Source organism: Nocardia sp. NPDC004604 (assembly GCF_040609795.1).
Classification (GTDB): domain Bacteria; phylum Actinomycetota; class Actinomycetes; order Mycobacteriales; family Mycobacteriaceae; genus Nocardia.
In genome coordinates this window covers 17,411-35,734 of the sequence record NZ_JBEXLC010000030.1, presented here as the reverse complement: position 1 = coordinate 35,734, position 18,324 = coordinate 17,411, and the positions used below count along the sequence as shown (strand labels likewise).

Genomic DNA, 18,324 nt, shown 5'->3' with positions numbered 1-18,324 from the left:
TATGAGGATCTGGGCGCGGTTCATCGATTGATTAGCAATCTTCGAGCTACATTCATTTCGCTCATCCGAGTTCTGGACATACGCTGGACGAAGGGAGTGAGTGGGTCGCCATGGTAACCAACCAAGGATCGCCGACCAGTGGCGAAGCATTGGTCGAACTGGATGTCTTCCCGCCGGAACAACAGCGCCGCTGGACGGTATTGCTGCGGCTGCTGTTGGCCATACCGCAGCTGATCGCGTTGTGGGCGCTGAGCATCGCCGCATTCGTGGTGGTGGTCTGCGGCTGGTTCGGTGCGTTGGCGCTCGGCCGGTTGCCGGACTGGTGCGGTGAATTCCTGCGCGGGTATTTCGGCTACACCGTGCGGGTGTACGGCTACCTGATGCTGCTGGTCGACGACTATCCGCCCTTCGCATGGACCGCACCGGATTATCCGGTCCGCCTGCTCTTCCCGGCACCGACGCCGTTGAACCGAGCGGCGGTGTTCTTCCGGATCATCCTCGCCGTGCCGATTCTGGTGCTGTCGAACTGGTTCAGCACCGGCTGGGTCATCGTCTCGTTCATTCTGTGGCTGATCGTCCTGATCACCGGGCGGATGCCCGCCGCGGTCTTCGAGGCCACCGCGGCGGTGCTGCGCATCGAAATGCGGGTTTCGACCTATGTGTATCTACTGACCCCCGCCTATTTGAAGGGCATATTCGGCGATAAGGCCGCGGCTCCGGCTGCCATACCCCCCGGTGCGCCACTGACCGAACCGACACCGCCGGTGACCCAACCGGCACCGCCATCCCCGACCCGACCACTGCTGGTCTCCAGCGGTGGCCGCACATTGCTGATCGTCATGCTCATCCTCGGCATCTTCGGCAGCGGCTTCCAAACCAGGACGAACTGGGGCAACGATGACAATGACACCGATTCGATCTCCAGCTCACAGCTCACCGCCCAGGTCGCCATCGACTTCATCGACTACACCGGGCATGCGCCCAAGCACGTGAGCTGCCCCAATGCCGTGGACGCCGAGATCGGCGCGACCGAGGTCTGCGCGATCACCGATGACGGCGACCAGTACCGGGCCCGGGTCACTGTCGACGCGATCACCGACGGGGCCGCGCACTTCCGCACCGATATCGAGCAGCTGCACTGAAAGGCTGAACCTGCCTGCGCGCCCGGGCCCGGCGCTTGCCCTCGTGCATGGCCTGGACCCGGGCCACCGGAATGCTGTGGCCCTGGTCCGGCTCGTCGGTGATCCGAAGGCTCGAATACAGGGGCCGCCCGATCCGGCTACCAGGCAACCCGCGCCGCATACCCGGCGCAAAGGCACGGCCGACACCACCTCGGTCAGCACCCACGATGCGACGTCCAATCGACAACGACCGTCGGGGGATCCCTCGCGGGTGCGCTGGTCGGCGGTCAGCCCGATCTGGTCAACCAGGCCGCAATGGGTTCCATGGATCGGACGACGGCGTTCAACGTGGAGTTCAGCTCCGCTGTGCGCCCAATGGCGATGGAACGACCGGGTCGTTGCTGAGTGTTGCGATGGCCAGCGCGGCGTCACGGATGCCGAACATGCGGGCGGCGGCGCCGTCGCCGTCGCGACCGGCGATTCCGAGGAAACGCGGCGCTGATCGCGGGTTGACGAAGGCGGAGAGGCCGACGGCCGGCGCACGACCGTCAACGCCACCGGGCCCGGATCGAAGAACGAATCACGCTGCCGGACAACGCCGGTGGGAATCATGGATCTGATGCTTGCGTGCCGATTGAACGTGTGTTTAATATATTGAACATGCGTTTAACAGAGCAGCCGTACCGGAAGGATCCGCCCTCGGATCTGAGCACTCGGGCTCGTATCCGGGATGCCGCAATCGTCGTATTCGGCGAGGAGGGGTTCGGGGTCGGTGTTCGAGCGATCGCGAAGGCGGCGGGTGTGTCACCCGGGTTGGTGAATCATCACTTCGGGTCCAAGGATGGACTTCGAGCGGCGTGCGACGAGCATGTTCGTTCGCTCATCCGGACAGCGAAGACGGAATACGTGCAGGATCCTTCGCCGAATGCGACGCTGCGAGCGCTCACGGAGATCGAGGAGTACGCGCCGCTCATTGCCTACCTGATGCGGACCTTTCAGGCGGGAGGTGCCCTTCTGGTGACATGGTTCGAGCAGATGGCGACCGACGTCGAGGCGTATCTGGCGGTCGGCATCGAGGCTGGGACCTTGCGCTCACCAACGGATCTCAAGGCGACGGCCCGCTATCTGGCGACCCAGAACAGCGGTGGGTTCTTCTTCTTCCTGCAGCTGTACGCGGCCGGGCACGACGGGGAGCTCGATTATCGAAAGGCGCTACGCGAGTTCGCCGAACAGATGATGCTGCCAGCGATCGAGATGAGCACGCACGGTCTGTTCACCGATTCGACGGCGCTCGATGCCCTGCTCGCCGAACGGTGATCCCAAATTCTCATAGGCAAATATTGATCCTCAGTCTCTCAAGGAGATTCGATGTCATCGAGCTGGAAGAGCTTTTCCTGCGCCACTATTCGCTCGACGGGCACGGCGCTGGCAGTAATGATTCGGGCCGCCACTACGTGGAGGCATCGAAATGACAACCGCGACTGCCGCGCGCCCGCGCTACGAATTTGCCGAATCCGCTCGCGGCGCCTCGAGTTTCACCGGAACCCTGCAACTGCTGCGGCTGTATCTGCGCCGCGACCGCATCGTGCTGGCGCTGTGGGTGCTGCTGCTGTCGGCCCCACTGGGCAGCGTCTACGTCAAGAGTATCGAGAAGCTGATCAACACCCCGGCCGATCTGGCCGACTTCGCGAACTCGATCCTGTCCAGCCCGGCGCAGTTGGCCATGTACGGACCGATCTACAACACCACGCTCGGTGCGGCGGGAGTGTGGAAGGCCGGGCCATTTCACGCGCTCATCGCGATCGCCACGATTCTCACCGTTATCCGCCACACTCGCGCCGAGGAGGAGACCGGACGAGGGGAACTGCTCGCCTCGACCCAGGTCGGGCGGTTCGCGAGCCTTACTGCCGCACTGACGGTCGCGTGCGGAGGTGCGCTGGCCGCGGGGCTGATCGGTGCTGCCAGCATCAAGGGCGCCGGGGTACCTGGCAATGGTGCACTCGCGTTCGGGCTCGCCGAGGCCGGCTCGGGCATCGTGTTCGCCGCTGTCGCTGCGGTGGCCGCGCAGCTCAGCGCCGGTGCCAGGACCGCGCGCGGAATCGCCTTCGCCGTACTGGCGGGAACGTATACGCTGCGCGCGATCGGTGACGCCCGCGCCGGTGACGGCCCCACAAACGTGCTCACCTGGCTGTCACCGCAAGGCTGGTCGCTGCAGGTGCGGCCGTTCGCCGGCGATCACTGGTGGATTCTGCTGCTGCACGCGGCGACCACGGCAGTGCCGATCGTCGCAGCCTATCTTCTGTTGTCGCGGCGCGATCTCGGGGCGGGGCTGATCGCCGAGCGGTCAGGTGCACCCGCGGCGGGTCCCGCGCTGGCTGGGCCGCTCGGGCTGGCCTGGCGGATGCAGCGTGGCACGCTGGCGGCTTGGTGCGTAGGGCTGAGTTTGTACGCGCTGATGTTCGGCAGCGTGATCAATGGCATCGGAGACGAGCTGGGTTCCAATCAGACCATGCGCGACATCATCGCCCGGATGGGCGGCTCGCAGGTGCTCGAGGATTCGATGGTCACCATGGCGTACACCATGCTCGGCCTCGCGGCGGCCGCGTACTCGATTTCGGCTACGCTGCGCTTGTATTCGGAAGAAACCGCCGATCGCGCCGAGGCCGTGCTCACCGGCGCGATCGGCCGGATCCGCTGGGCCGCTTCACATCTGGTATTTGCGCTCGGGGGGCCGGTAGTGCTGCTGTTGGTTTCGGGTTGCGTCGGTGGCCTCGCCTACGGCTTGGCGGCCCATGATGTCGGCGGCAAGCTCCCGCGAGTGCTCGGGGCGGCGATGGTGCAACTTCCGGCTATCTGGCTGTTCGCCGCAGCGACCGTGCTGCTGTTCGGGCTGCTGCCCCGGTGGACGCCAGTGGCGTGGGGCGTGTTCACCGGCGGGCTCGCCCTGTTCCTGCTCGGATCCATCTCCGGTATGCCGCAATGGGTACTGGACCTCGACCCATACAGCCACCTGCCGAAGCTGCCCGCGGCATCATTCACCGCCACCCCGGTGGTGATCCTCGTGGCGATCGCGGCAGCGGCTATCGCGGTGGGGCTTGTCGGCTTCCGTCGCCGCGACCTGCGCTGAGTTGTACCCCGGGTGTGCCCTTGGAGGGTTGGTCTCCAGGGGCACACTCCACCGGAGACAAATGCCATCCCGATCGGATGATCAGCGATGTGGTCATATGCGATGGAAGTTTGCGGAGGCCACAGCACGGTATGCGGCTTCGCCCTCGATCAGCACAAGGCGGACTTGGCGGATCGAGCAGCAGCACTGAAAAGCTAAGTCTGCCTGCGCGCCCGGGCCCGGCGCTTGCCCTCGTGCATGGCCTGGACCCGGGCCACCGGAATGGTGTGGCCCTCGGCGATGAGATCGGCGGGCAAGGCCTGTGGCGCGGGCATCTCCCGTGTCCATGGGTCCTGCTCGCCCAGGAGTTTCGGTGCGGTTCGCACGGTGAAATCGCCCGGGCTGATCTCGGCGAGCTGGGCCCATTCGACGGGGAACGACACCGGTACCCCGGGACGCACGCGCGGGCTGTAGGCGGCGACAACGGTCGCCCCGCCCGCGCGCGTCGAATCCAGGAAGACCTTGCCCGCGCGGTCCTCGCGGATGAATGCGGTGGTAGCCAGGGCCGGGTCGATGCGTTCGGCCCTGGCCGCGATCGCCCGGGTGGCGGCGGCGACATCCTCGATCGGGATGCCGGATTCGATCGGTACGAAGACATGCACACCCTTGGCGCCACTGGTTTTCACCGCGCCCGCGAGTCCGTCGTTCGCCAGCGCCTGCCTGATCAGTTCGGCGGCCAGCACGACCTGCTGGAACGGTCCCCCCTCGGGCGGATCGAGGTCGAGGATGAGATGCGTCGGCCCATGGGCGTGATCGGCGAGCAGTAGCGTCGGGTGATATTCGACCGCGCGCTGATTGCCGAACCACAGCAGCGTGCGCACGTCATCGCAGAGTGCGTAGGTCACTTCGCGTTTGGAGGTCTCGGCCCACACCGTCACCCGCCGCACCCAGTCCGGGGTGTACTTCGGCAGGTTCTTCTGCATGAACGGTTCCTGTCCCGGCCGGATGCGTACCACCGAGAGCGGGCGGTCCCGCAGCTGCCGAACCAGCCGATCACCGGCGAATTCGAGATAGTCGATCAGATCGCGCTTCGTCGCCTGCGCACCGTCGAACAGCGGTGCGTCGAGATTGGTCAGCTCGACACCCGCACGGACCTCTGCCGCACGTCCACCCGCCACCCGGCCACCACCCCTCATCGAATCGCTGTGCGATGCGGCACTCATCGGCCAACCATGCCCCGCGGCCCGGTGCACGGTCAACCATCGACGGCGGTCGCCGAGTGAGACGGAGTCTGGTGAACCGCCGTCAGGATTCGGCTGCGCGGTGGTAGCCGAAGACGATGAAGGCGAGCGCGCAGGCCGCCGCGGAGGTCAGCAGCGCCCAGCCGATGCCCGGCGTGACGAGCCCGCCCATGACGGCGACGCCGAGCGTTGCACCGACTTGGCGGACGGCGTTCAGCAGACCGCCGACCGCACCGGCCGTACCCGGTGGAGCCGCGTTGACAATGGCGGTGACCAATGCCGGAAGGGCAAAGGCCACACCGAATCCCGACAACAGCAGGCCCGACGCCAGCACCGGATAGGCGAGGTCGGCGAAGACCGCGACGGCCAGCACCGCACCGCCCGCCGCGAGCAGGCCGAGTCCGGCCAGGATCGGACGACGCGCGGCGACCCGGGCGACGACCCTGCCCGCCAGCGGCGGGATGACCGCGAACGGAACGGTCAGCGGCAGGAATGCCAGCCCGGTCTGCAATGGGCTCAGGTGGCGCTGCTGTTGCAGCAGCAGCGGTAGGACGAACAGTGCGCCGGTCAGCGCGAAGTTGACCGCCGCACCCGCGAACAGCCCGGCCCGCACCCGGCCCGCGCGCAGCAGCTCCCGATTCAATACCGGTGCGGCACTGCGTCGTTCGAGTCTTATGAAGACAACCGTCGCGAGCGCGGTGCCACCGAGCGACCACGCGGCATGCCGCAACGACTGCGCACCCGCCGCGATCAGCGCGTCGGTGCACAGCGCGAGGGCGACGGCCGCGATCAGCTGCGCCAGCCAGTCGATCCGGCGCTCGCCACGGGCGCAGTGCACGGCCGAACCCGCGCTCAGCGCCAGCACGACCATCGCGATCGGCACATTGACAATGAAGATCGAACGCCAACCGGCCAGCCCGACCAGTGCGCCGCCCGCGATCGGCCCCGTCGCGACCGCCGCGCCGCTGATCGCCGCCCAGGTCGAGATCGCGCTGGCGCGTCGTGCCGGATCCGGGTAGAGCTGGCTGATCATCGCCATCGAAGCAGGCACACACGCCGCCGCGGCCACTCCGAGCAGCACCCGCAGCGCGACCAGCAGCCACAGGTTCGGCGCGAACGCACTCAGCAGCGATACCGAACCGAAAGCAGCTGTGCCACAGCGGAATACCCGATGCGCACCATAGCGATCGGCGACCGCGCCCGCGGACAGCAGCAGCGCGGCGAAGGCCACGGTATAGCCGGTGGTCGCCCATTGCAGTCCGGCGACCGAGGTATGCAGCGACGCCGCCAGATCCGGTTCGGCGACCGAGAGCACCGTCATATCCAGCAACACCATGAAGTACCCGAGGGATATTCCGAGCAGGGCACGGGTCCGCCCGCTCGACGCGGCGGACGTGCGTGCCCGCGATTGCAGAATGCTCATCTGATGCAACAGCTCCCGATCAGATCGACTCGAATGGTGACGCGATCGACTCTGGTCGGGCGGGCACGCCCACTCCACCGGCTGCGGCGCACGGGGCATTCGGAATATCCGAATGCTCCGGCGCTGTTGGCCAGGCCATGGAGTTACGTCAGCTGCGGACCTTCGAGGCCGTGGTGCGCCATCGCACCGTCACCGATGCGGCGGTGGCGCTCGACCTCGCGCCGTCATCGGTGTCGCAGCAGATCCGCACGCTGGAGTCCGCACTCGGGGTCACACTTTTCGTACGTGATCCCAAGGGCATGCGGCTGACCCCCGCGGGCCAGCGCCTGACCGGGTGGGCACGGCGACTCCTCGACCTGGCCGAACAGGCCACCCGCGATGTGCGGGCAGAACGGCCGCTACTGCGGCTCGGTGCATTGGAAACCCTCGCGGGCACCTACCTGCCGCAGGTGTTGGCGCGGCTGGCCGAGCGACGGCCGGATCTGGAGGTCGAGGTGCGCTCGGATCGAGCCCGCGACGGACTGCTCGCCGATGTGGTCGGCGGCGAACTCGATGCGGCACTGCTTCTGGATTCCGGTGGTGCCGTCGGGGATCTCGGATTCCCGGCACCGGCGGAACCGCTGGCCTTCCTGGACTTGGACCCGGTGCCGCTGGCCCTGGTCGCGGCGCCCACCCATCCGCTGACAGGTAGGTCGGCCCTGACGCCGGCCGATCTGATCGATGAGCGGCTGCTGGTCAATGTGCCCGAATGCTCGTTCTGGATGGCCGGGGAGCGGATTCTCGGCTCGGGTCCGCAGCGGGTCAGGGCCGGTGCGGTTCCGGTCATGCGGGCCTGGGCCGAGCACGGACTCGGCATATCCCTGCTACCGGAATTCGCGGTCGCCGACGGTCTCGTACACGGCACGCTGGTCCGATTGGACTTTCCGGTACCCGATCTCAGTCTGCGGCTGGTGTGGCGGGCGGATCAGGAATCCCTGCCCGGAATGCGCGAGATCCTCTACGCCGCCGCCCGGCCATGATGACGGCGTTCCCGGCAAACCGGCCGCAATGTCCGTGCGAGTGGTTAGGCTGACGAGAAAGCCCTGGTCCCGACGGCATAGGTCGACCGAGAGGAGTCAGTGATGAGCGTGCGGCAGCCAGCCTGGACGGCCTCAGCCCTGACCGGTGATCTGTCCGGCATTGTCGGAAAACACCTGATCTACGCCTATGACAACGGCTGGAAATACGAGATCTACGTGCGCGATTGGCACACCATCGATTCGCGCTGCCTGATGGGACCGATGTTCGGGCGCTGGTCCAAGAATCAGACCGTGAAGCTGGTCCAGCTCAGCGACGATATGTACAAACTCGCCTGGGTGGAGGAGACCGGCAGCACCACCGTGATCATCATCTGGCTCGGGGATCGCCGCGTGCACACCACGATCTCGTATCCGCAGTGGATGCTCGACTACCCCGAGAGCACGCTCACCCGCTACGAGCACAATCTCGACGCGATCATCGCCGACCGCGACAAGGGACCGACCTATCCACTGACGCTGGTCTCCGCGACCGGGCGCATCACCTTCCTGGAATCCCGGGGTATCGACGACGACACGGTGATCAACTGTCCACCGCACAAACTGCCGCCGGGATACGCGGTGCAATCCAACTGACCGTCAGGCGTCGAGGTAGACCGGGAAGGCGGCCAGGAGCCGGGGTTCGATGATCAGCTGTCCGGCGGTGGCGTATTCGGTGACGGTCCACCGGGCACACCGAGCAGATCGATCCGGGCGGCCGTTCGCCTAGCGCCGTAGACGCTGAGCGATCGCGGTCCGCAGTACCGACAGCGCGCCCCGGACTATCAGGCCCGCGGCGACCAACGGTGCGAACAGCAGCCACGGCGAGCCGTGGTGGTAGTCGCAGTAGAACCGCAAAGCGCTGCGATGGTGGCTGCGGATCTTGCGGAACGGCGCCGACCGCATGCTGCCGCCCTCGCGATGGCGGATTTCGACGGCCGGATCCAGTACGACCCGCCATCCGGCGCGGTGCATATCCAGCGCCATCTTGGTTTCCTCGAAGTACAGGAAGTACCGAGCGTCGAACCCGCCGACCGCATCGAAGGCCTCGCGGCGGAACAGCATGCAGCAGCCGGAGATCCAGTCGACATCGCTGACCGTGGTCACCGGATCGCCGAAATACGCGCGGGTCGCGGGATTGCCGGGCCACACACCACCGAGCAGGGCGTGTGCGATCCCCACTGCAAGCGACGGGAACCGACGGCCACTCGGGTAGGGCGTTCCGTCCAGCCGGGCTATCCGCGGTCCGATCATGCCGATCGTCGCGTCGGTCCGAGCGGTCTCGACAAGTGCCGCTATCGAACCCGGTGCGAGGTGTGTATCAGGGTTCGCGACCAGGATCCATTCGGCATTCGTCACGGCCGCGCCCTGGTTGATCGCGGCGGCCAGGCCGACGTTCTTGTGGTTGCGGATCACCGTCCCGCCGAATTCGTCGACAAGATCGGCGCTGTTATCGGTCGAGGTGTTGTCGACGCCGACCACCTCGAGCGTCAGCGGCTCGACGGCTGCGGGTAGCGATTTCAAGAAGGGCGGCAGGTCCTCGCCGCTCTGGTAGGTGACGAGGACGAGACCGACAGTCTTCTCATCGCGAGCGGGCATGCCCGCGAACCTAGCAGGACCCGAGCCGCACTGTGGTGCCGATCCCGAGATGCTTCGAACAGTTGGCACCCCGATGCCTCACCGATGCCGTGCAAACAGTTCCGCGCCGCCGTCGAAAGCCGACATCCGTCGGCAGGGCGGAATGGGCTGGGGAGCTGGCGTTGAACTGATTCGCCCGCGACCGGATGGGTACCGCCGCGATGAGGAGGAACGCACATGACGCGTCCAGTGCCACCGAATCCGAGCCCGATCCCGCCGACGCCGATCCCCGACCCGGTTCCGCCGATGCCGATCCCGGATCCGGTCCCACCGAGTCCTGGCCCCGAGCCGGTTCCCGGCCCGGAGCCGGTCCCTGACCCTGAGCCGTTCCCTCAGCCCGAACCTGCCCCCGGCCCCGATCCCTTCCCAACTCCGGAGCCCGCCCCCACCGCGATCCGGACTCAACACCACCGGAGCCCGGCACCGATCCGCACCCCGCACGATCCAACGCCCAGCCTCGATCCACAACAGTCACCACCAACGCCCAGCCCCAATCCACAACAGTCACCACCAACGCCCAGCCCCAATCCACAACAGTCACCACCAACGCTCGATCCCAATCCACCGCGCACACCACAGACCCCCGGCCCGCGAGGGCCCTACAGCACCCATGCACGGCCCCGATCCGCAGCCGTCCCACCAAGGCCCGGCAACGATCCGCAGCCTGCACCACCTCCGGAACCAGTTCCGACACCGACGCCGCCGATTCCCGACCCGGCACCACACCCGGATCCGAACCGGCCGCCACCGATCCCGAATCCCGGCGGACCGATCGATCCGATGGATCCCGGACTGCCGGATCCGCGTTGATTCCGAACCCCGAGAACAGTGCGATATCCATGAGTAACGCACCACCGCCGACTGCGCCCAGCCATGGCCGGAGACCACGAAGCAGTGTGGTCAGCGCCCGATCAATGCGGCGACCGCTTTGGGCGCGGCGAGCCATTCGCGAATATTGTTGCGCACCTTGGTTTTTCGCCTGCAGTCGCAGTAGGCAATGACACCGTCGGCGTCGATGCCCGCCGCGCGACACAGGGCGACCGCCCGTGGCAGATGCTGATATTGGGTAACGATGATCGCGCGGTCGATGCCGAATACGCTCTTGGCTCGCTCGCAGGTCGCGCGGGTCGACAATCCTTCGCCGTCGGAGCGCACCACCGCCGGATCGACGCCATGGTCGACGAGATACTTTGTCATTGCGGCGATTTCGTCTCCCGACGTGCCCGCGGCATCACCGGACACCAGGATCTCGTGCACCTTTCCGGCCCGCAACAATTCGATCGCCACATCGAGTCGCCCACGCAGATACGCCATCGGCGCTCCATCCGGCCCCACCTTGGCCCCCGGCACGATCACCACCGGGACCTTCGGCGCGGACGCGGGTCCGGATCGATGTCCGGACGACACCAGCCACAACCGGGTGTTGGCCCCGGCGACGACCAATGCCGCCCCGGCGACCAGCCCGACTCCTGCCCACCGCACCCGCGCCAGCTCACCCCGCCCTACCACGCCGAACTCTTCCGGTCGGTTACGCACTGCACGTGCCCGACCATACTGGCGCGGCTTCAAGCGATGCGCACACCACTGTCGAGATCACCGTCGAGCAGCGCGATGCCGAGCGTCGTCGCCTGATGCCGCATCGCATTGCGGTGCCGCCAGCTCTCGATCAGCCCGGCCTCCCGCAGGATCGTTGCGTGTTCACTGGCCGTCGCGGGTGAAACACCAAGTCGGCGTGCGAGTTCGGTGGTCGAGCAGCCTTCGGCGATCACCTGCAGCGCGGCGGCCCGCGTCCGGCCGAGCAGCGCGGTCAGCGCCTCATTGGTCGCCCGCGGACCCCATGCCGAGGCGAAATCGGCGAATTCGCGCAGCACCGGAACCACCAGCGTCATCGGCGAATCCTTGTCGATGGTGGATTTCAGCAACAGCGGCCCCGGCCAGGCGAACAGCGACGGAACAATGATCAATCCACGGCCATCGAGGTGTTCGTCGTGGCAGCCGGTCATGGCCAGCACCTCCAACACCGGCGCACGCCACCGCGTGAGCGGCGCAAGCGCGGCAAAGAGCCGTTCCACGCCCTCGGTGGCAAGGGTGCGGGCCATCCGTTCGGCGGCCACCTCGAGGTAGGACTGCAGATGCGCCCAGCGACCGGCGAACGCCGCCGAATGAAATGCCTGGACGGCAGCGGCTACATCGCGCCGCGCCGTACTATCGCGGTCGGACAGGCCGCGCGTCCACGTAGGTAGCGGACGCTCGCTCCGCGCGCGGCTGCGATCGGTATGCTCCACCTCCCTGCGGAGTTCCTCGCGCGAGGCCAGATGTAGCGCCTCGATTCCGGCCGAGATCGACCGTGCGCCGCGGGTCGGCGTGATCAGGTCGACGAAGGGATCGACGCCGGGGAACAGATCGGCGAGCATACCGAAGTCCTCCGGCATCGCACGCCGCACCTGACTGCGCCACCCGTCGTACAGCCGCGCGTCGGTGCGTTGCACCACCCTGGTGGCCAGCACGGTTTCCCCCATCGCGCCGAGCGGGGGCCCGATCCTGATGCGCGTCAGATCCTCAGGTGTGCAGTAGATCCGCTTCATACGCTGCCCCGCATCGCCGTGCCCAGGTATCGCACCACGGTACCCGCGATCACCGCGGACCTCGCACCATCACGGCGAGTACCGGATCCAACCGCACCAATTGCTGATCGGCGGCCGACGGCAGCGAGAACGTCACCGCCCAGCGCAACCGCATCGGCCACAACCGCTTCCGCCCAACCACCATCGCGCTATCGGCCAGTCGACCGACCGCCACCGCGAACCCACCGCCCGGCCGCACCACAACATCCTTCAACATCTCAGACTCCTGAATCGTCACTGTTCAGGAGCCTAGAAATCAGCAGCCCGGATCCTCACCATGTTTCGGCCGTGGCCTAAACACCGTCGAATCAGTGATCGTGATCGGCGAGGTCCGCCCGCGCCTGCTTCAGACCGTCGAGCAGGACCGCCTTGCCCGCCGCGAGATCCGCGCCACCGGGTGGGGTGAGGCCGAGGTCGAGCAGGTCCGCGAGCGTTTCGAGCACGTCGTCCGGGGAGGGCTGGTCGGCGTCTCGATCGTGCGGGAAGGTCTGCCGCAGGGCGGGGTGACGGTGTGAGGATGAAGGCGATGGCACGCGCGTCGACCTCGCGCCGGATGGTCCCGGCCTCCTGCATCACGCGCAGGAACTGGTGGGTACCGAGTGGTTTGCGCACGCGCTCGAAGAGGCATGGCAGCTCGAATTTTGGGAAGCCGGTCCGTATGAACAGCGCTCGAACCATCCCCGCGCGGTGGCGGCACCGGGTGGCGGTCGCGGTCGGCATGCTGGTCGTTGCCTGGGCGGCGGGGTGCGGCACGTCCAGGGAGGAGCAGGCGGTGCCGACGCCACCCGGCCCGGCCCCGATATCCGCGGTCACCATCACGATCGACAAGCAGACCTACAGCGCCACGCCCCCGATCACACCGGGCGCGGTCATCACGGTGATCAACCACGATGCGCTGAAACACAGCATCACCAGCAGAAAGCCCGGACTTTTCGACAACGAAATCGGTCCCGGTCAGACCATCACCTTCACCGCACCCGATGAAATCGGGTCACACCCTTACTACTGCAGATATTTCGCGCTCATGGACGGCTGGTTGAGCGTGCGTCATTGACGAAATCCGCAGCAGCGGTACCCGCCACATTCCCGGACACGCCGGAGCGGCTGCGACACCGCCACAGTAACTAGTGCTTTGCTGACTATCGCATCTGTCCCGAATGTGGAGGGAGTAGATCGTCGATGTCACGCATCATCAGCGCCGTTCTCGCCACTGTCTGCATGTCGTTCATCTGCGTCGCTCCCGCGGCGGCCACCACCGACAACGATGAAATCTCCGGTTCATCGGCCGGGTTCGCGTTCTCACTGGTCCGCGCGAGCACCAAGGTTCTGGCATTGACGGTTGTCCCCGCCCACCAGTTCGATTCGTTCGACAAGATCGTCACCCGCGAAAGCGGTTGGGACCCCTTCGCCACCAACCCGGTCTCCGGCGCCTATGGCATCGGACAGGCCCTGCCGCCGGAGAAGATGGCCACCCACGGCATGGACTGGCGCTTCAACCCGCTCACCCAGATCCGCTGGACCTACGACTACATGATCCAGCGCTACGGCAGCCCCGAACGCGCCTGGGCCTTTTGGCAAGCACACCACTGGTACTGAGTCGCTCGTCGAGTGCCCCGATAATTCGGGGCACGTTTCTCCCACTACCCCGGTAACACCGATCGCGACTCGTCCGATGTGCTGTCTGTGCACAAATTGGTTGCGGCACAGGGAAATTCGCGTTTGCGATCAGCTCGAGGGGAAGCCATGGGTATCAGGTCAACGGCGTTCGTCATGCTCGCGGCGAGCATTGCGATCGGCACTGCTGGGTGCGGCACGAACTCATCGCCGACTGTTGTCACCGCAGCATCCGCCCCGTCGGCGAGTTCGCCGAATGTGGTGCAGGCAGGCGCCACCGATCGTGCACAACCCGCGGCCGATCCGAAACCAGCCGCGACACCGGCGGCACCGGCACCCGAGCCCGCAGTGCATCCGAAACCCGTAGCGACACAGGAGCCTTCGGCCGCACCCGAGCCCGCGGCCGGTCCACAAACGGTAACGACCTCCGCGCCGGCGGAATCCGGGCCCTACGGCAGCGGACACGGTCTGTGCTTCGATGTGAACTCAGCACTCGCCGCCTCCGCGGTCGCTCAATTAGCGCCGCCACCGGCCGGTAGCGGCTGGGTCGTACAGGGCGGAAGCGGTGATCCGATTCAGGCGGGATGCTCGGGCGTGCTGTCGTGGATGCAGGTGGAATGGCAGGGAATTCATCCCGGAAGCCACATTCTGTTCTTCACCAACGGCACCTACCTCGGCACCGCCACGTCAAAGCCGTACGGCTACACCGAAATTCTCGGCAAGACCAAGGACACCGTCTCGGTCCAGTACCGATGGGCCAAGCCCGACGATGCGCTGTGCTGCCCACAGGGCGGCCCCAGTGTGGTGACGTTCAGCCTGAACGGCACCACGGTCCAAGCGAACGGGCAATTCCCGCCGGACAACTGAGGCGGCGCGTCACACGCAGTACTGGCAGGTCCCGCTGGCGGGGAGCTGGATGAAGCATTGCGCGCATACCGCCGGGCGGGTCGGCTGCGGCTTGGCCTCCTGCGCGGTCGCGCCCGCCGAGTGACGGCGTCCCGCCACCTTGGGAATGAGCGGCGGGACGGCCAGATCGACGGGCATGGTGGCCCCGTAGTGCTCGTAGCACTGCCACCGGGCGTAGGACGCATGCAACTCGAGGTCGTTCGGGATCGGTAGCCCCGCGAGTTCGAGCACGTATTTGTAGGTGTCGCCGACCGTGTGGTTGTCCTGCACGCACAATGAGGTCAGCGGCGGCTCGCCCGCATTGTGGCAGCGCCGCGCGACCTTGCGCAGAATGGCCGCCATCCAGGTCCGCGTCGGCGCCCCGGTCTGCACCCCCGACACGTCCTGCACCCGCTCGGCCAACTCCCCGACCGTAATGAAATGTCCGTACCCGGTGGCAATCTCGGCCAGCTCGGCATGCGCGGCAATCGCCCACGCCACCGTCGCCTCCCGCAATGACACCGGGTCGCCGTCACCTACCCGCCAAGCCCCAGCCGTCGCGGATAAAGAACTCTCGATCACCCGATCAAGTTATCGCGCCACCCCCCGATCCACCGAATGACCCGCCGCCGATGTGGGGCGTTGCACCACCCCGGCAGCACGGCCGTGTTCAAGACCACAACAAGTGACACTAGTTTGCTAGCATGCTAGCCTCGAGTGGTGGGCGACGAGGATGTGAAGCAGTTCAACGTGTACCTGCCGGTCGGACTGATCAAGCAGGTGAAGTTCCGTGCGATCGAGTCCGGCATGTCACTGTCGGCCCTGGTCGCCGAGGCACTGCGCGGCTACCTCGACGACACCCACGACCAGCAACCGTGATCGCGACAAGGAGATTCCATATGGCGACAGAAGGTATTCAGGGCGTCTTCGTCGAAACCCACAACTGGGGCAAGACGGCACGATTCTTCATGGCGCTCGGCTTCGAACCCGAATTCACCACCGACCACAACTCCGGCCTGTTCCGCAATGGCGACGGACCCTATGTCTTCATCGCCGAGATTCCGGCGAGCGAGACGCCGTCGACCCAACTCGTGCTGACGGTGACCGAACCCGATGCGTTCCGGCCCGGCAGCGATGTGGAGGTGGTTACACCGTTCGAGGAAACCCATTACGGGACAAAGGAAATGACCGTCCGCGACCCCGACGGACGGATCTGGAGTCTGCAGGTCGGAAAGCTCGGCTGAAGGAGTACATGTGCAGCAGATCATTGGTCCCGAGAGCACCGCGGAGCGGGTCGCACTGTGGCGCGCTCTGCATATCGAACTCGATCAATCGCCGCATGTCCTCGAAGACGAGGTAGGTCTTCGGCTGGTCGACCCGGCCCCGGGGTGGCGCGACCGAGCGGATATGGATCCCGAGCGGACCGCGCTCTCCCGCGCCTGCGTCACGGCGCGCGCCCGCTTCGTCGAAGATCTGGTGATCGAACAGGCCGCCCAGGGTGTCGACCAGTACGTCATCCTCGGGGCCGGTCTCGACACCTTCGCCCAGCGCCGACCCGAAATCGCGGCCCGCCTCACGGTATTCGAGGTCGACCAAGCCGGACCGCAGGCGTGGAAGCGCCAGCGGCTACTCGAACTCGGTTTCGGAATTCCGGAATGGCTGCGTCTGGTGCCGGTCGATTTCGAAACCGAATCCTGGTGGGACCGGCTCATTTCCGCAGGCTTCGATCCACAGCGGCGCGCGGTGGTGGTCTCGACGGGCGTCTCCATGTACCTCACCCGGGAGGCGAATATCCAGACGCTGCGTCATCTCGCGACGCTCGCCCCCGGTTCGACCTTCGTGACGACATTCCAGTTGCCCTTGGAACTGCTCGACGACGAGGAGCGCCCGATCCGTCAGGCGGTCGAGAATGCCGCGCGCGCAAGCGGAGTCCCGTTCCTCAGTATGTTCCGCCCCGACCAGCTGATCGGACTGGCCGAAGACGCGGGTTTCCCATCGGCGCAACATATTTCGACGTCGGCCATGACCCAGCTCTATTTCGCCGGGCGCACGGATGGGCTGCGACCCCCGAGCGCCGAGCAGATCCTGGTGGCGAAGACGTAGCCGAATTCGGCGATCATCCCGCGGGTAGCTGGGAACCCTGCCGAATCCCCGTGGCACCGTGATAGAAGTATCGGCCCAAACCGATGGTGAAAATGAGCATTCCGTACACCGAATGCTCGACCGAAGCGGTGAACAGCGATTGTGTCCGCAAATATCGCGTTGCGAAGATCCAGCCGCCGACACCGCTCATAACGACCGAGATCCAATTGCCGAACAGGATGTGCACATATCCGAACGCGACGGCGCTCGCGGCCACCAGCCCGGTGCCCTCGCCGAAGACCGGCGCGTACCGATGAAAGAGAAAGGAACGGAAGATCAGCTCCTGCGGGTACACGCTGAGCACGGGATACAGCACCATGACCGCCAGCCACAGCCAAGGATTGCGCCGAGGCAGGTCGAATAGGTCGTCCCGCCGCGCCAGCGCGACCGCCGCGGTGAGTGCCAGCGCGTTCCCGCCCGCAAGCGCGGCCATCGAGCGCGCCTGCGGCGGCAGCGCCTCGGTGCGCCACAGTGCGGCGCGGTCGAAATCGGGCGAGCGCCGCAGGTAGCCGGAAACCCCCAACGCCAGCGCGAGCAATGCGGGAATCGGAGGCCTGCCGCGCAATACCGCGTTGTACGCGGTCGCCCCGCCGAAGAACAGTGCCGCATACTCGGCGCCCAGATAAACCCGGCGCCACCGTCGAATCCGCACGACCACACCATAGTTCCCCGGCCAGCTCACCGCTCGTGTCGAACGCAACCGGATGCAGCGCGAGAAAAGGCCCTATGCCCTTGCCGGACATAGGGCCGCGGTCTCAGATCACTGTGCGGGCGGCTGGCATCCGGGCGGCGGGCCCTGCTGATCACCCGGCGGCGGGCCTTGGTGGTCACCGGGCGGCGGGCCCTGACGGTCACCAGGAGGCGGGCCCTGGTGGTCACCGGGCGGCGGCGGACACTGCTGTCCGGAGTCCGGTCCCTGGGGCTGGTCGGCGTTCGCGACACCAGCGCCGACGCCGAGCGCGCCGAATACCACGACACCGGCCGCGGCAGCCGTCACCAGCTTCGACTTAACTCCCATACATTCCTCCTGAGGGTGCATCTCGATCCGAAACCGTCGGCCGACATCTCGTGCCGACGCGAGAATCGTTGCGCCCCAACCTCTGTCCGGAATGTGAGCAACATTTGTGCCAGCTGTGAGCGTCGGATCCGGGTTTCGGTCATGATCGCCGCCCGAACCATCCGACACCGGCATGGATTACGTGCCCACCACGGAGCCGGGCCGCCGTATGCCACACCAGTGGCTCACGCCCGACCGCTCAACATTCGACGTCATCGGCGAATGGTTCACCCCGCTCACCCTGGACCCCCGCCACTGGAAGCAACAGGCCGCCGCGTCGTGGCCGCTCCACATCGAGCCCCTCACCAGCGAATACACCGATCGCTCCGACCTCGGTCCACGTGGAGCAGTGCTCATCCGGCCACGCGGGCGCCCGCTGGTCCGACCGACCACTCTGCCCTCCCCTGGCCCCTCATAG

General features: G+C 66.4%; 22 protein-coding genes. 13 read left to right on the top strand and 9 right to left on the bottom strand.

Features of this window, described 5'->3' with window-relative positions; translation table 11 throughout:
* Window positions 1-110 precede the first annotated feature (110 nt).
* The 3 genes from ABZW16_RS13860 (at window position 111) to ABZW16_RS13850 (ending at window position 4,248) form a co-directional block, all read left to right on the top strand.
* Complete coding sequence (locus ABZW16_RS13860; RefSeq protein WP_354955641.1) at window positions 111-1,142, top strand: DUF4389 domain-containing protein; 1,032 nt, start codon at window positions 111-113, stop codon at window positions 1,140-1,142.
* A gap of 606 nt (window positions 1,143-1,748) precedes the next feature.
* Complete coding sequence (locus ABZW16_RS13855; protein WP_354955639.1) at window positions 1,749-2,438, top strand: TetR family transcriptional regulator; 690 nt, start codon at window positions 1,749-1,751, stop codon at window positions 2,436-2,438.
* Window positions 2,439-2,589: 151 nt separating this feature from the next.
* Window positions 2,590-4,248: an ABC transporter permease gene (locus ABZW16_RS13850; protein WP_354955637.1), complete on the top strand. Its 1,659-nt coding sequence runs from the start codon at window positions 2,590-2,592 to the stop codon at window positions 4,246-4,248.
* Window positions 4,249-4,442: 194 nt separating this feature from the next.
* Here the strand turns inward: ABZW16_RS13850 and ABZW16_RS13845 are convergent, their stop codons facing one another.
* Both ABZW16_RS13845 and ABZW16_RS13840 read right to left on the bottom strand, forming a co-directional pair.
* Window positions 4,443-5,423: an ATP-dependent DNA ligase gene (locus ABZW16_RS13845; protein WP_354955707.1), complete on the bottom strand. Its 981-nt coding sequence runs from the start codon at window positions 5,421-5,423 to the stop codon at window positions 4,443-4,445.
* Window positions 5,424-5,532: 109 nt separating this feature from the next.
* Window positions 5,533-6,891, bottom strand: a complete 1,359-nt coding sequence (locus ABZW16_RS13840; RefSeq protein WP_354955635.1) for an MFS transporter — start codon at window positions 6,889-6,891, stop codon at window positions 5,533-5,535.
* Between the two features lie 137 nt (window positions 6,892-7,028).
* Here ABZW16_RS13840 and ABZW16_RS13835 point away from each other — a divergent pair, with 137 nt between their 5' ends.
* Complete coding sequence (locus ABZW16_RS13835; RefSeq protein ID WP_354955633.1) at window positions 7,029-7,910, top strand: LysR family transcriptional regulator; 882 nt, start codon at window positions 7,029-7,031, stop codon at window positions 7,908-7,910.
* A gap of 102 nt (window positions 7,911-8,012) precedes the next feature.
* Window positions 8,013-8,543 (top strand): phenolic acid decarboxylase, encoded by a 531-nt coding sequence (locus tag ABZW16_RS13830; RefSeq protein ID WP_354955631.1) that lies wholly within the window; start codon window positions 8,013-8,015, stop codon window positions 8,541-8,543.
* 129 nt (window positions 8,544-8,672) lie between these two features.
* On the opposite strand, the gene ABZW16_RS13825 is transcribed toward ABZW16_RS13830, so the two are convergent.
* From ABZW16_RS13825 to ABZW16_RS13810, 4 genes are all read right to left on the bottom strand, one after another.
* The gene (locus tag ABZW16_RS13825; protein ID WP_354955629.1) at window positions 8,673-9,545 is read right to left on the bottom strand and encodes a glycosyltransferase family 2 protein; all 873 of its coding nucleotides are present in this window, start codon (window positions 9,543-9,545) and stop codon (window positions 8,673-8,675) included.
* Window positions 9,546-10,484: 939 nt separating this feature from the next.
* Window positions 10,485-11,120, bottom strand: a complete 636-nt coding sequence (locus ABZW16_RS13820; RefSeq protein WP_354955627.1) for an ElyC/SanA/YdcF family protein — start codon at window positions 11,118-11,120, stop codon at window positions 10,485-10,487.
* 29 nt (window positions 11,121-11,149) lie between these two features.
* Window positions 11,150-12,169 carry a winged helix-turn-helix domain-containing protein gene (locus tag ABZW16_RS13815; protein ID WP_354955625.1) on the bottom strand — a complete coding sequence of 340 codons (1,020 nt, stop codon included), beginning with the start codon at window positions 12,167-12,169 and terminating at the stop codon, window positions 11,150-11,152.
* Between the two features lie 49 nt (window positions 12,170-12,218).
* Window positions 12,219-12,425: a hypothetical protein gene (locus ABZW16_RS13810; RefSeq protein ID WP_354955623.1), complete on the bottom strand. Its 207-nt coding sequence runs from the start codon at window positions 12,423-12,425 to the stop codon at window positions 12,219-12,221.
* A gap of 94 nt (window positions 12,426-12,519) precedes the next feature.
* Between ABZW16_RS13810 and ABZW16_RS13805 the strand changes: the two genes are divergently transcribed.
* From ABZW16_RS13805 to ABZW16_RS13790, 4 genes are all read left to right on the top strand, one after another.
* Window positions 12,520-12,723: a hypothetical protein gene (locus ABZW16_RS13805; RefSeq protein ID WP_354955621.1), complete on the top strand. Its 204-nt coding sequence runs from the start codon at window positions 12,520-12,522 to the stop codon at window positions 12,721-12,723.
* Between the two features lie 143 nt (window positions 12,724-12,866).
* Window positions 12,867-13,262, top strand: coding sequence for a hypothetical protein (locus ABZW16_RS13800; RefSeq protein WP_354955619.1), 396 nt, complete (start codon window positions 12,867-12,869; stop codon window positions 13,260-13,262).
* 125 nt (window positions 13,263-13,387) lie between these two features.
* Entirely contained in the window at window positions 13,388-13,804 is a 417-nt protein-coding gene (locus ABZW16_RS13795) for a lytic transglycosylase domain-containing protein (protein WP_354955617.1), read from the top strand.
* A gap of 147 nt (window positions 13,805-13,951) precedes the next feature.
* Window positions 13,952-14,689 (top strand): LppP/LprE family lipoprotein, encoded by a 738-nt coding sequence (locus tag ABZW16_RS13790; RefSeq protein WP_354955615.1) that lies wholly within the window; start codon window positions 13,952-13,954, stop codon window positions 14,687-14,689.
* A 9-nt stretch (window positions 14,690-14,698) separates the two neighbouring features.
* On the opposite strand, the gene ABZW16_RS13785 is transcribed toward ABZW16_RS13790, so the two are convergent.
* Window positions 14,699-15,289 (bottom strand): hypothetical protein, encoded by a 591-nt coding sequence (locus ABZW16_RS13785; RefSeq protein ID WP_354955613.1) that lies wholly within the window; start codon window positions 15,287-15,289, stop codon window positions 14,699-14,701.
* A 138-nt stretch (window positions 15,290-15,427) separates the two neighbouring features.
* Here ABZW16_RS13785 and ABZW16_RS13780 point away from each other — a divergent pair, with 138 nt between their 5' ends.
* The 3 genes from ABZW16_RS13780 to ABZW16_RS13770 are packed head-to-tail and all read left to right on the top strand — an operon-like array spanning window position 15,428 to window position 16,810.
* Window positions 15,428-15,586 (top strand): ribbon-helix-helix protein, CopG family, encoded by a 159-nt coding sequence (locus ABZW16_RS13780; protein ID WP_062985155.1) that lies wholly within the window; start codon window positions 15,428-15,430, stop codon window positions 15,584-15,586.
* A 20-nt stretch (window positions 15,587-15,606) separates the two neighbouring features.
* Window positions 15,607-15,951: a VOC family protein gene (locus ABZW16_RS13775; protein ID WP_354955611.1), complete on the top strand. Its 345-nt coding sequence runs from the start codon at window positions 15,607-15,609 to the stop codon at window positions 15,949-15,951.
* A 10-nt stretch (window positions 15,952-15,961) separates the two neighbouring features.
* Window positions 15,962-16,810: a class I SAM-dependent methyltransferase gene (locus ABZW16_RS13770; RefSeq protein WP_354955609.1), complete on the top strand. Its 849-nt coding sequence runs from the start codon at window positions 15,962-15,964 to the stop codon at window positions 16,808-16,810.
* A gap of 13 nt (window positions 16,811-16,823) precedes the next feature.
* Here ABZW16_RS13770 and ABZW16_RS13765 read toward each other — a convergent pair whose 3' ends face one another.
* Window positions 16,824-17,501, bottom strand: coding sequence for a CPBP family intramembrane glutamic endopeptidase (locus tag ABZW16_RS13765; protein ID WP_354955607.1), 678 nt, complete (start codon window positions 17,499-17,501; stop codon window positions 16,824-16,826).
* A 108-nt stretch (window positions 17,502-17,609) separates the two neighbouring features.
* Window positions 17,610-17,867, bottom strand: coding sequence for a hypothetical protein (locus ABZW16_RS13760; protein WP_354955605.1), 258 nt, complete (start codon window positions 17,865-17,867; stop codon window positions 17,610-17,612).
* 172 nt (window positions 17,868-18,039) lie between these two features.
* On the opposite strand from ABZW16_RS13760, the gene ABZW16_RS13755 reads away from it, so the two are divergent.
* Window positions 18,040-18,324: a hypothetical protein gene (locus ABZW16_RS13755; protein ID WP_354955603.1), complete on the top strand. Its 285-nt coding sequence runs from the start codon at window positions 18,040-18,042 to the stop codon at window positions 18,322-18,324.

Bases quoted from the DNA above. Each gene is read 5' to 3' on its own strand.
- ABZW16_RS13860 (WP_354955641.1), top strand. From the start codon at position 111: ATGGTAACCAACCAAGGATCGCCGACCAGTGGCGAAGCATTGGTCGAA.
- ABZW16_RS13850 (WP_354955637.1), top strand. From the start codon at position 2,590: ATGACAACCGCGACTGCCGCGCGCCCGCGCTACGAATTTGCCGAATCC.
- ABZW16_RS13845 (WP_354955707.1), bottom strand. From the start codon at position 5,423: ATGAGGGGTGGTGGCCGGGTGGCGGGTGGACGTGCGGCAGAGGTCCGT.
- ABZW16_RS13840 (WP_354955635.1), bottom strand. From the start codon at position 6,891: ATGAGCATTCTGCAATCGCGGGCACGCACGTCCGCCGCGTCGAGCGGG.
- ABZW16_RS13835 (WP_354955633.1), top strand. From the start codon at position 7,029: ATGGAGTTACGTCAGCTGCGGACCTTCGAGGCCGTGGTGCGCCATCGC.
- ABZW16_RS13830 (WP_354955631.1), top strand. From the start codon at position 8,013: ATGAGCGTGCGGCAGCCAGCCTGGACGGCCTCAGCCCTGACCGGTGAT.
- ABZW16_RS13825 (WP_354955629.1), bottom strand. From the start codon at position 9,545: ATGCCCGCTCGCGATGAGAAGACTGTCGGTCTCGTCCTCGTCACCTAC.
- ABZW16_RS13815 (WP_354955625.1), bottom strand. From the start codon at position 12,169: ATGAAGCGGATCTACTGCACACCTGAGGATCTGACGCGCATCAGGATC.
- ABZW16_RS13810 (WP_354955623.1), bottom strand. From the start codon at position 12,425: ATGTTGAAGGATGTTGTGGTGCGGCCGGGCGGTGGGTTCGCGGTGGCG.
- ABZW16_RS13800 (WP_354955619.1), top strand. From the start codon at position 12,867: ATGAACAGCGCTCGAACCATCCCCGCGCGGTGGCGGCACCGGGTGGCG.
- ABZW16_RS13795 (WP_354955617.1), top strand. From the start codon at position 13,388: ATGTCACGCATCATCAGCGCCGTTCTCGCCACTGTCTGCATGTCGTTC.
- ABZW16_RS13790 (WP_354955615.1), top strand. From the start codon at position 13,952: ATGGGTATCAGGTCAACGGCGTTCGTCATGCTCGCGGCGAGCATTGCG.
- ABZW16_RS13775 (WP_354955611.1), top strand. From the start codon at position 15,607: ATGGCGACAGAAGGTATTCAGGGCGTCTTCGTCGAAACCCACAACTGG.
- ABZW16_RS13760 (WP_354955605.1), bottom strand. From the start codon at position 17,867: ATGGGAGTTAAGTCGAAGCTGGTGACGGCTGCCGCGGCCGGTGTCGTG.
- ABZW16_RS13755 (WP_354955603.1), top strand. From the start codon at position 18,040: ATGGATTACGTGCCCACCACGGAGCCGGGCCGCCGTATGCCACACCAG.